The organism is Nocardia sp. CA-084685 (assembly GCF_050955785.1).
GTDB lineage: Bacteria > Actinomycetota > Actinomycetes > Mycobacteriales > Mycobacteriaceae > Nocardia.
This window is the reverse complement of record NZ_CP192094.1, coordinates 4,876,345-4,887,302: the sequence shown is the minus strand read 5'-3', so window position 1 is coordinate 4,887,302 and position 10,958 is coordinate 4,876,345. Positions and strand designations below refer to the sequence as shown.

General features: G+C 64.5%; 9 protein-coding genes. 7 read left to right on the top strand and 2 right to left on the bottom strand.

Annotated features, from left to right (window positions below):
* The first annotated feature begins 8 nt into the window (after positions 1-8).
* Positions 9-1,589 (top strand): MFS transporter, encoded by a 1,581-nt coding sequence (locus ACQP2U_RS22100; RefSeq protein ID WP_433709222.1) that lies wholly within the window; start codon positions 9-11, stop codon positions 1,587-1,589.
* 145 nt (positions 1,590-1,734) lie between these two features.
* Here the strand turns inward: ACQP2U_RS22100 and ACQP2U_RS22095 are convergent, their stop codons facing one another.
* Both ACQP2U_RS22095 and ACQP2U_RS22090 read right to left on the bottom strand, forming a co-directional pair.
* Positions 1,735-2,748 (bottom strand): NAD(P)-dependent alcohol dehydrogenase, encoded by a 1,014-nt coding sequence (locus tag ACQP2U_RS22095; protein ID WP_433709221.1) that lies wholly within the window; start codon positions 2,746-2,748, stop codon positions 1,735-1,737.
* Between the two features lie 4 nt (positions 2,749-2,752).
* On the bottom strand, positions 2,753-4,243 hold the full coding sequence (locus ACQP2U_RS22090; protein WP_433716549.1) for a mannitol dehydrogenase family protein: 1,491 nt from the start codon (positions 4,241-4,243) through the stop codon (positions 2,753-2,755).
* 106 nt (positions 4,244-4,349) lie between these two features.
* Between ACQP2U_RS22090 and ACQP2U_RS22085 the strand changes: the two genes are divergently transcribed.
* The 6 genes from ACQP2U_RS22085 to ACQP2U_RS22060 all read left to right on the top strand — a co-directional run bounded on the left by ACQP2U_RS22085 (position 4,350) and on the right by ACQP2U_RS22060 (position 10,639).
* Positions 4,350-5,354, top strand: a complete 1,005-nt coding sequence (locus ACQP2U_RS22085) for a sugar-binding transcriptional regulator (protein ID WP_397029470.1) — start codon at positions 4,350-4,352, stop codon at positions 5,352-5,354.
* Positions 5,351-6,703, top strand: coding sequence for an ABC transporter substrate-binding protein (locus ACQP2U_RS22080; RefSeq protein WP_433709220.1), 1,353 nt, complete (start codon positions 5,351-5,353; stop codon positions 6,701-6,703). Before ACQP2U_RS22085 ends, ACQP2U_RS22080 begins: the two co-directional genes overlap by 4 nt.
* A gap of 2 nt (positions 6,704-6,705) precedes the next feature.
* Complete coding sequence (locus tag ACQP2U_RS22075; RefSeq protein WP_433709219.1) at positions 6,706-7,674, top strand: carbohydrate ABC transporter permease; 969 nt, start codon at positions 6,706-6,708, stop codon at positions 7,672-7,674.
* A gap of 74 nt (positions 7,675-7,748) precedes the next feature.
* Positions 7,749-8,543: a carbohydrate ABC transporter permease gene (locus ACQP2U_RS22070; RefSeq protein ID WP_397030222.1), complete on the top strand. Its 795-nt coding sequence runs from the start codon at positions 7,749-7,751 to the stop codon at positions 8,541-8,543.
* A 9-nt stretch (positions 8,544-8,552) separates the two neighbouring features.
* Positions 8,553-9,665, top strand: coding sequence for an ABC transporter ATP-binding protein (locus ACQP2U_RS22065; RefSeq protein WP_433709218.1), 1,113 nt, complete (start codon positions 8,553-8,555; stop codon positions 9,663-9,665).
* 23 nt (positions 9,666-9,688) lie between these two features.
* Positions 9,689-10,639: a carbohydrate kinase family protein gene (locus ACQP2U_RS22060; RefSeq protein ID WP_433709217.1), complete on the top strand. Its 951-nt coding sequence runs from the start codon at positions 9,689-9,691 to the stop codon at positions 10,637-10,639.
* The last annotated feature ends 319 nt before the right edge of the window (positions 10,640-10,958 follow it).

Sequence of the window (10,958 nt, the reverse complement as noted above, 5' to 3'; positions counted from 1 at the left end):
GGAATGCCGTGACACGTAATGAGGTGACCGCATCCGCCGATCACGACGCAACGTCGCGTGGTCGGTGGCGGATCCTGGCCGTGGTGTGCATCGGCCCGATGATGGCTTTCGTCAATGTCTCCTCCACGCTCGGAGGGCTCGCCACCATCCAGGCCGATCTGCACCCCTCGTCGTCGATGGCCGTCTGGGTCGCCAGTGCCTACAGCCTGGTCGTGGCCAGTCTGGTGCTCGGCAGCGGGACCGTCGGGGATCTCATCGGCCGGCGGCTGATCTTCGCCACCGGCGCGGCCGTCTTCGCGGCGGGCAGTGCTGTGGCATTCGCCGCGCACAACACGGTCGTATTGATTGCCGCCCAGGCCATCATGGGAATCGGCGGCGCGATGGTGTTGCCCACGAGCCTGGCCATCATCAGCCACACCTTCACCGATATGCGCGAACGCACCGAGGCCGTTAGTATCTGGGCCGGAAGTTCCGGAATCGGCCTGGCGATCGGTCCGCTGGGAGCGGGGGTGCTGGCGGGTGCGTTCTCCTGGCATGCGATCTACCTGATCAATGTCGTACTCGGTGTGGTTGCCCTTCTCGGCGCGGTGACACTGATTCGTGAGAGCAGACTCCCCACCCGGGCACTCGATCCCGTCGGGATGGTGCTGGGCACCCTCGCCATCGCGGCACTGACCTATGCGGTGATCGAAGGCGGCTCACTGGGATACACCGAGGTCCGCATCCTGTGTGCCTACGCTGTGCTGGCCGTGTCACTGGTGGCGTTCATCCGGTACGAAGCCCGCCATCCCGATCCCATGCTGGACGTGAAGCTCTTCCGGTCCGGATCCTTCAGCGCCGTGATGGGTACGGCCGCGGTCACCCTGCTCGGATTCACCGGCACCGCGCTGGTCACCGTGCTCTACCTGCAGCACGTGCAGGGAACCACGGTCCTCGCCGCCGCCGTGCGGCTCCTGGTGATGTTCGGCCCCTTCGTCCTCATCAGCGCCGTCGCCGCCCGTATCGTGCATCGCATCGGGTTCACGACGATGCTCACACTCGGCCTCGTCGTCATGGCCGCCGGCATCTTCGCGCTCCTCGCCAGTCCACCCGGTACCGGGTTCGGCCGGATCTGGCCCGGACTACTGCTCGCCGGTATCGGCAGCGGCATGCTCATCGCACCCGCTACCGCGGCGGCGGTCAACAGCGTCGCACCACACCAGGCAGGTATGGCCAGCGCCACGGTCAACTTGTTCCGCCAGGTCGGCAATGTACTGGGTGCCAGCGTTCTGGGCACCATCCTGACGACGCGGTTCGCCGACAACCTCCGCGACGAACTCCGTGCTGCCGACCTGCCTCGGCCGCTCACCGACGCCGTCGTGTCCGCCACCACAGCGGGCGAGCACAGCTCTGCCCTCCCGCCCGCCGTCGCCGGACCGGTCCGCAATGCCATCCAGCACGCGTTCACCGACGCCACCCATCTCGCCCTCACCGTCGCCGGCGTCGCGCTGCTGATCACCGCGGTCCCGGTCGCGATATTCGTTCGCCGGCAACCCGGCACATTCGAGACCGCCACGGCCCCAACGACTTCGGAACTCGACCCCGCATAGGACGGACGTGCCGGTCGTCACTCGTCGGATGTGCTCACCGGAAGCGGGTCGGTCCAACGGCCGACGGCTCGGGCCAGGCCCCAGAGTAGAACTCGATGATGTCTGCCCGCGAGGCTCTCTCCGAACACAGTGTCGGGCGGGCAGGTTATCGGCCCGGTAGCACGATCGGTTTGATCGAGCCGCGATCGTCCCGGCCGCTGGTCAGTGCCGTGGCCACCTGCTCGAGGTCGAAGCGTCCGGTGACCAGGCGGTCGAGATCGACTCGCCCAGTGGCGGCGAGTTCGATCGCGGTCGGCCAGGTGTTCGCGTAGCGGAATGTTCCGGTCAGCTCCAGTTCGTGTTCCTGCAGGTAGGGCAGGGGGAGCGGAATATCGTCGCCGCCCATGCCGACGAGCACCACCCGTCCGGCCCTGGCAACAGTGCGCACCGCTTCACCGATTGCCCGGGGGTGTCCGGAGCACTCCAGGAGGACGTTCGGTTCGAATCCGATGTCGCGCAGTGGAGTACGGCCGACGTCCACCGCTCGTGTGCAGCCCAATTCGATAGCCAGTGCCAGCCGCTGCGGGTTCACATCGGTGATCACGACCTCGGACGCGCCGAAAGCCAGCGCGGCCTGCGCGGTGACGAGCCCGACTGGACCCGCGCCGCTAACCAGCACGCGGTCGCCCGCAGCAACCCGTCCTTTGCGGCATGCCCACACGCCGACCGATAACGGTTCGAGCAGCGCGGCCGCCTCGTCGGTCAGCGAATCCGGGACCGGATGCGCAAATTCCTGGTGCAGCACCACGTATTCGCAGAATGCGCCATCGATCGGAGGTGTGCCGAAAAACCGCATGTTCGGGCACAGGTTGTATCGGCCCGCTCGGCATTGGCGGCAGGTGAAGTCCGGTACCCCGGGCTCGAGCGATACTCGTTGCCCGAGTTGATGATGTCGCGTGCCGACGCCGAATCCGACCACCACCCCGGAGACCTCGTGGCCGAGCACCAGCGGTTGCCCGACGATGTGGTCGCCGATCCGGCCGTGCTCGAAGTAGTGCACGTCGGAGCCGCACACGCCGACCGCGCTGACCTCGATGAGTACTTCGGCCGGACCAGGCTCGGGCACAGCACGTTCCTCGATCGCGATCTTTCCGACGGCTTCCAGGACCGCTGAGCGCATACTGTCACTGCCTTTCGTCGCGTGCCAACTCGGCCACCGTCGCCTGGGCGCCACGAGCGTGCAGTGCACGCAGTGCCGTGACATAGGCGTCGAGGAATCGGGGTCGGTCGATCAGATCGCCGAATACTGTTCTGTCGCTGAGAAATGCGGTGGGGTCGTCGCGCTGGCGGCGGGCCAGCGGTATCAGCTGGTCGCCGAGCCGGTCGATGACCTCGATCGGCTCGCCGTGCTCGTCGACGCCTTCGGCATAGCGCGCCCAACCGGCGACGATCGTCGCGGCACAGTCGATCTCGCCGGATCCGTCGAGAGTATCGAGCTGCTGACGGATGACCGGCAGCAGCCATTTCGGGATGCGGTCCGATGATTCGGCGCACAGTCTGGCGATGGTGTCGCCGATCGCGGGGTTGGAAAACCGTGCGATGAGGGTGTGTTTGTAGCGGTCGAGGTCGACGCCGGGCACCGGGCGCAGGGTGGGTGTTGCCTCATGGTCCATGTAGCGCAACAGGAATCGGCGGAAGTCCGGATCCTGGGCCGCTTCGTGCACGAGGCGGTAGCCGCTCAGATATCCCAGATAGGCGAGTGCCTGGTGGCTGGCGTTGAGCAAGCGCAGTTTCATCAGCTCATACGGTGCGACGTCGGCGACGAGCTGCACCCCGACATCATCGAAGTCGGGACGGCCGAGGGTGAACATATCCTCCAGCACCCATTGGGTGTACGGCTCGGTCACCACCGGCCACCGATCCTCCAGGCCATAGCGGCGCGAGAGCTCGGTGGACGCGTCGGCGGGTGTCACCGGCGTGATGCGGTCGACCATCGAGTTGGGGAACCGCACCGCATGTTCGACCCAATCACCGAGCTCGCGATCACGCAGTCGCGCGAACGCCCCGAAGGTGGTTCGCGCGATGTGCCCGTTGCCCTCGATGTTGTCGCACGACATGACGGTGAACGGCGCGATGTCCCGTGCCCGGCGGCGCACCAGCGCCTCGGTCACGAGTCCGAATACGGTGCGGGGCGAACCGTCCGGCGCGAGATCGCCCAGAATCGCCGGATTCGCAGCGTCGAATTCGCCGGTGGTCGCGGAGAAGTTGTATCCGCCCTCGGTGATGGTCAGTGAGACGATCCGGGTTGCCGGATCGGCCAGCTTCTCGATTACCGCTTCGGGATCGTCTGGCGCATAAAGGTATTCGATGATCGAGCCGATTACGCGGGTCCGCCAGGTGCCGTCCGGTTCGGTGACCGACAGGGTGTACAGGCCATCCTGCGCCGCCAGCACATCGCGCATGCGCCGATCGGCGGGCAGCACTCCGACTCCGCAGATACCCCAGTCGGTCGCACCGCCCTGTTCCAGTAGCCGATCGATGTACATCGCCTGATGGGCGCGGTGGAACCCGCCGACGCCGAAATGGACTATCCCGGTGCGGATCTGGGTGCGGTCGTAGGTCGGCACCGAAATGTCCGGGGCGAGCCGATCGACCGTGTCGGCACGTAACGCCATGGTTGTGGCCCCGTTCATAACGATCCCTCGACTGTTGTGTACGTCACACTACGAATGGTAGCCTCTTGAACAATAGTTCACCTACTGAGCAGATGATCACACCGCGATGAGGAGCACAGTGGCTACCGAAGCGTCCCGTCCGGGAAATCCGGACGATGTCCGGTTGGCGTTGCGGGCTGCGCAGCTCTATCACCTCGAAGGCGCCACCCAGGCGGAAATCGCCGCAAAGCTAGGTGTTTCCCGCCCAACCGCAGGGCGGCTCATCGCCCGCGCGCGGGCGCAGGGGCTGGTGCGCATCGAGATCAATGTCCCCGACGAGCTGCGCTCGGCTGTGCATGCCGATATCGAGAGCGAACTAGAGGCGAGGTTCGGGCTGACCGAAGCGGTCGTGCTCGGTGAAGTGCCCGATCGATCCCAGGCGAGCCTGCTTCCGTTCGGCCGCGCGGCGGTCGGTGTCCTGAACCGTCGACTGCGGCCGACGGACACCCTCGGATTCACCTGGGGCCCGGACACCATCGCGGTGGCGCATGAGCTGTGGACGAAGTCGGCGCGGTGCGCGACCGTTGTCCAGCTCGACGGTTCGATGACCTCGGGTGACTACCAGACCGGCGTCGACTACACACTCGGCCGCTGCGCTGTTCAACTGCAGGCCACCCCGGTTCGGTTGCACGCACCGCTCTACGCGGATCCGGCGACCGTGACCGCGCTGGAACACGATTCACTACTCGGGCGCGCCATGTCTTTGGGGCGAGATGCCGACGTCATGATGTTCGGTGTCGGGCCGGTCTCCACCGCCACCACTTTGTTCGAGGGCAGCTATCTCGACACCGCGATCCTCGACGAACTGGGCGAACTGGGCGCGGTCGGGGAAATCGGCGGCCGATTCTTCCGCGCCGACGGCAGCGATGTCGCGGGATCCCTTGCCGCACGCACGGTTTCGGTCGGACTCGATGCCATCCGGGCCTGCCCGACCTCGCTGCTGATTTCCGGCGGAGAGTCCAAGCACGAAGCCGTCCTCGGTGCGCTGCGGGGCGGACTGGCCACCATTCTCGTCACCGATATCGAGTGCGCGCGGTGGCTGCTGGAAAAGAAGGAGAATTCTGGCCGATGAATGGACACCATGCGAAGGCCGCTGCGGCACTGGCTCTCGCGGCCGTTATGGGGGTGGGCGGCTGCGCGGGCGCCGGATCGTTCACCTCCGGCGGCGACACCGTCACTATCGCGATGGTTTCGAACTCACAGATGCAGGACGCCATCGCCCTATCCGGTGAGTTCGAACGCGAAAATCCCGGGATCGAACTCAAATTCGTCTCGCTGTCGGAGAATCAGGCCCGCGCCAAGATCACCGCCTCGGTCGCCACCCACGGTGGTGAATTCGATGTGGTGATGATCAGCAACTACGAGACACCGCAGTGGGCCAAGAACGGCTGGCTGGTCGACCTGTCGAATTACCAGCGCGAGACGCCCGGCTACGACGCGCGAGATTTCATTCCGTCCCTGCAGAAGTCCCTGTCCTACCAGGGTGATATGTACTCCGTGCCGTTCTACGGAGAATCCTCGTTCCTGATGTACCGCAAGGATCTGTTCGAACAGGCGGGGCTGACTATGCCCGCCGAACCGACCTGGGATCAAATCGCCCAGGCCGCCGCAAAACTCGATGATCCCGCCGGCGGTCGCTCCGGTATCTGCCTGCGCGGTAAACCCGGCTGGGGTGAATCGCTCGCACCGTTGAATACCGTGATCAACACTTTCGGCGGACGCTGGTTCGATGAGAACTGGCACGCCCAGCTCAACAGTCCCGAAGTGGTTCGTGCCGTCGAGTTCTACATCGACCTGGTGCGCGAACATGGTGAACCCGGTGCGGCCGCCAGCGGATTCAGCGAATGCGCCACGCAGCTCTCCCAGGGCAACACCGCCATGTGGTACGACGCGACCTCGGCGGTCTCGGTGCTGGAAGATCCCGCATCCAGCAAGGTGGTCGGCAAGATCGGGTACGCGCCGGCACCGGTCATGCAGAAGCCGAACTCGGGCTGGCTGTACACCTGGTCGCTGGGTATTCCCACATCCAGTGAAAAACCCGACGCGGCCTGGAAATTCATCTCATGGATGACCGGTAAGCCCTACATCCAGATGGTCGGCGAGAAACTCGGCTGGTCACACGTGCCACCGGGCAGCCGGATGTCGACCTATCAGATTCCCGAATACGCCGCGGCGTCGAAGGCATACGGACCGTTGACACTCTCGTCGATGCAGGGGGCCGATCCAGAACATGCCACCGTGTCGCCAGTGCCCTATACCGGAATTCAGTTCCTCGCCATTCCGGAGTTTCAGGACCTCGGAACCAGAGTAAGCCAGCAGATCAGTGCCGCCGTCGCAGGTCGGATCAGCGTCCATGACGCACTCGACCAGGCCCAGCAATATGCCGACGCAGTCGGCCGGTCGTATCGAGAGAACCAGTAGTCATGTCTGAAACCACCACAGCGCCAGCGGCTTCCGAACCGACTACGGAAGAAGCGCCACCGCCGATCCGCGCGCGGCGCGACCGGCTCGCACGAGCCGAAGGCTGGCGCAGGCGCGGTCCGCTGCTACCCGCCCTGATCTTCATGGTTGTGGTCACCCAGGTGCCGTTCGTCTTCACGTTGTACTACTCGACGCAATCGTGGAACCTGGTCCGGCCGGGCTCGCGCCATTTCATCGGATTACAGAACTACGCGGATGTCTTCCGCGACAGCCAGTTCCGGCAGGTGGCGCTCAACACCGTCATCATGATCGTCGGTACCGTCATCATCTCGGTGATCCTCGGACTCCTGCTGGCACTGCTGCTCGATCGCGCGTTCTTCGGCCGCGGCATCGTCCGCACCCTGCTGATCACACCGTTTCTGGTGACTCCTGTCGCGGCGGCATTGATCTGGAAGACCACCATGCTGGATCCGGTGTTCGGGCTGGTGAATTTCCTATTGAAACCGTTCGGCGCCGGCCAGATCGACTGGGTGAGCAAGTATCCGCTGCCTGCGGTGATGGCGGACCTGGTATGGCAGTGGACGCCGTTCATGATGCTGCTGATCCTGGCCGGGCTGCAATCGATGCCGCGCGATATCACGGAGGCCGCCCGCGTCGACGGCGCGAACTCACTGCAGATCTTTCGTGAGCTCACCCTCCCGCATCTGCGCCGGTTCATCGAACTGGGGGCTGTGCTGGGGGCGATTTACTTGGTCAACACCTTCGACGCGGTGTACATGATGACCTCGGGTGGGCCGGGCATCGCCAGCTCCAACCTGCCCTTCTATATCTATCAGCGCGCTTTCCTCGGTTTCGATATCGGTCAGGCCGCGGCGATGGGGGTCGTCACCGTCATCGCCACCACCATCGTCGCGACGTTCGCGCTGCGACTGCTGTTCAAGTCCTTCACCGGAAAAGAGGAAGCCGCATGAACGCGCCTGCGCTCGCCGACAAACCCGCTGCGGCACAGCAGATTCCGATACGTCGTCGGCACAACCGCGCCGGAATGCTCTGGGGTGCGCTGGCCTGGGTGATCGGCATCGGAATGTTCTTCCCTGTGCTGTGGATGGTGCTGACCGCATTCAAACAAGAGGGCGACGCCTACACCGATCCGCCGAAGCTATTCTTCACCCCGACCCTGGATCAGTTCTCCGCGGTCCTCGACAGCGGTATCGGCACCACGCTGCTGAATTCCACCTTCGCCACCGGGATGTCGACGATTCTCGTGCTGGCCCTGGGAATTCCGGCGGCATTCGCGCTGTCGCTACGTCCGGTGCGCAATACCCGCGACGCGCTGATGTTCTTCATCGGCACCAAGATGCTGCCGATCGTGGCGGCGATCGTGCCGCTATATGTGATCGTCGGCAATATCGGGCTGTTGGACAACATTTGGGCACTCGTAATCCTGTACACCGCGATGAATCTGCCCATCGCGGTATGGATGATGCGATCGTTCTTCCTGGAGGTGCCCGGCGAGCTGCTCGAGGCCGCGAGTATGGACGGTGCCAGTCTGTGGACCGCGGTGCGCGAGGTGATCCTGCCGCTGGTCTCGCCCGGCATAGCCGCTACCGCACTGATCTGTGTCATCTTCTCCTGGAACGAATTCTTCTTCGCGGTGAACCTGACCGCGGTACAGGCACAGACGATTCCGGTGTTCCTGGTCGGTTTCATCACCGGCGAAGGCCTGTACTGGGCGCGACTGTCCGCGGCCGCGGTGCTCAGCGCCCTGCCCGTCGTCCTCGCCGGCTGGCTCGCACAGAACAAGCTGGTGCGTGGCCTGTCCTTCGGCGCCATCAAGTAAGGAAAACCCATGGCCACAATCCATTACGACTCCGCATCATGTGTGTATCCGGGCGCGGATACGCTCGCGGTCGACTCCCTCGACCTCGATATCGCCGACGGCGAGTTCATCGTCCTGGTCGGGCCGTCGGGCTCGGGCAAATCCACCGCATTGCGTATGCTCGCCGGCCTCGAGGAGATCGACGGCGGCTCCATCCGAATCGACGGCCAGGACATGGTCGGTGTGTCTTCCAAGGACCGCGATATCGCCATGGTGTTCCAAAACTACGCGCTGTACCCGAACAAAACCGTCGGAGAAAATATGGGTTTCGCGCTCAAGATGATGAAAGTGCCGGTGGCCGAACGCAAACGCCGGGTCGCCGAGGCCGCCGAACTGCTCGGTCTCACGCCGTACCTGGACCGTAAACCGGCGAAGCTGTCGGGCGGGCAACGGCAACGGGTGGCGATGGGGCGCGCCATCGTGCGCGAGCCGCGGGTATTCTGCATGGACGAGCCCCTGAGCAACCTCGACGCCAAATTGCGCGTACAGACCCGCACCCAGATCGCCGCGCTGCAGCGGCGGTTGGGCACAACCACCGTTTACGTCACCCATGACCAGGTAGAGGCCATGACCATGGGGGATCGGGTGGCGGTGCTCCGCGACGGCCGGTTGCAACAGTTCAGCACCCCCGCCGAGCTCTACGACCGGCCCACGAACGCGTTCGTCGCCGGGTTCATCGGATCACCATCGATGAACCTGTTCCGGGTGCCCCTCACCGCCGGCGGCGTCGACATCGCAGGTACCACAATGCAATTACCGCGCGAGCAGATGACCCGCCTCGCCGAAGCGGGCGTGGACACCGTGACAATCGGCATCCGGCCCGAACAGCTCGAACTCAGCCGCGACGGAACAGGTTTCACCGTCACCGTGGAACTCGTAGAGGAACTCGGTAGCGAATCGTATGTATATGCGCGCGTATCGGGTGCGCCGGTCACTGGCCTCGACGGAGAACCGTTCACCTTTGTCGCCCGTTCGGCGAGCCGGGCCCCGGCCAAACTCGCCGAAACGGTAACACTCCAAGTCAACGACCCCAACGCAGTACATCTGTTCCATCCGGTGAACGGAACGCGAATCGCGTCCTGATCGGCACAAGGATGACCACACCGGTGATCACAGTGATTGGCGAAGCGCTGCTGGACCTCATCGCCGAGTCGGATGCGCAGGTCTTCGCATCTCGTCCTGGCGGCAGCCCGGCGAACGTCGCGGTCGGACTGGCACGTCTTGGAGCGCAGGTCATCCTGGCCACCCAACTGGTGGACGACCTGCCCGGTCGCATTGTCGGAAAGCATTTGCGGGCAAACCATGTGGTTGTCCAACGCTTGCCCGCCCAGTCGTCGGCGACCAGCATCGCCCTCGCCGCGTTGGACGACGACGGTGGCGCCACCTACGACTTCCGGATCGCCTGGGATGTCACCGAACCGCCGCGAATCCTGCCGGATTGCCTATGCCTGCACACCGGATCGATCGCAACCGCCGTATACCCCGGAGCTGCCGTCGTCGAAGACCTGATGCGGAAACAGCAAAGGAGTGGTTCGGTGACGATATCGCTGGACCCGAACATTCGGCCTTCCCTACTGGGATCAGTCGACGGCGAACGAGCCAGGGTCGAGCGCCAAGTCGGCCTTGCCGACATCGTCAAGGTCAGCGCGGAAGATCTGCGATGGATATATCCGGGCGCGGACCCGCGCGCCGTAGCGCGGGACTGGCTCGCCAGGGGGCCGGCGCTCGTTGTGGTTACCCTCGGCGCCGACGGCGCTTACGCCCTGACTCCCCAATTGGCGGTGACGCGGGTTGCCCCGCAGATCACCGTAGTGGACACCGTCGGCGCGGGCGACGCCTTCACAGCGGGCCTTCTCACCGCAGTCGGCGGGGTCGGGCTACTGGGTAGATCCCGCCGAGAGCAGTTGGCGGCCATTACCCGGTCCGGGTTGGACGAAGTTCTGGATTTCGCGATCGCAGTGGGCAGTGCGACCTGTAGCAGTCGAGGAGCAGACCCGCCGCATTGGAGGTGGGCGGGGAACCGGCATTTCGGGCCGCGTGCTGGTCGCGATTTCTGAGCGGAATCATGGCTGCATGCACCGGTGTGCGTAAGAATGGGTCTCATTCGAGTGTTCAGCTCATAGTGAGCAGGAACAGACCGTCCTTGCGCCGCGATGCTGTGGTGCGGTGGTGTCGAGTTCGGATTGGTTTGTGTTCGAGCGGGATTGGAATTTCCCGAGGAGGCTGGAGTGGACAACTCAATCCGGGGTTTCCCGGCGGAGGGCGTTCTGCCCTTCTGCTGTAGCTCGGACGGGCTTTGGCTCGGCGAGCGGACGGCCACCCGAAAAGATGAAGATGAGTTCGGAATCGAGTTTCGAACGACCAGGTAGAGCCATG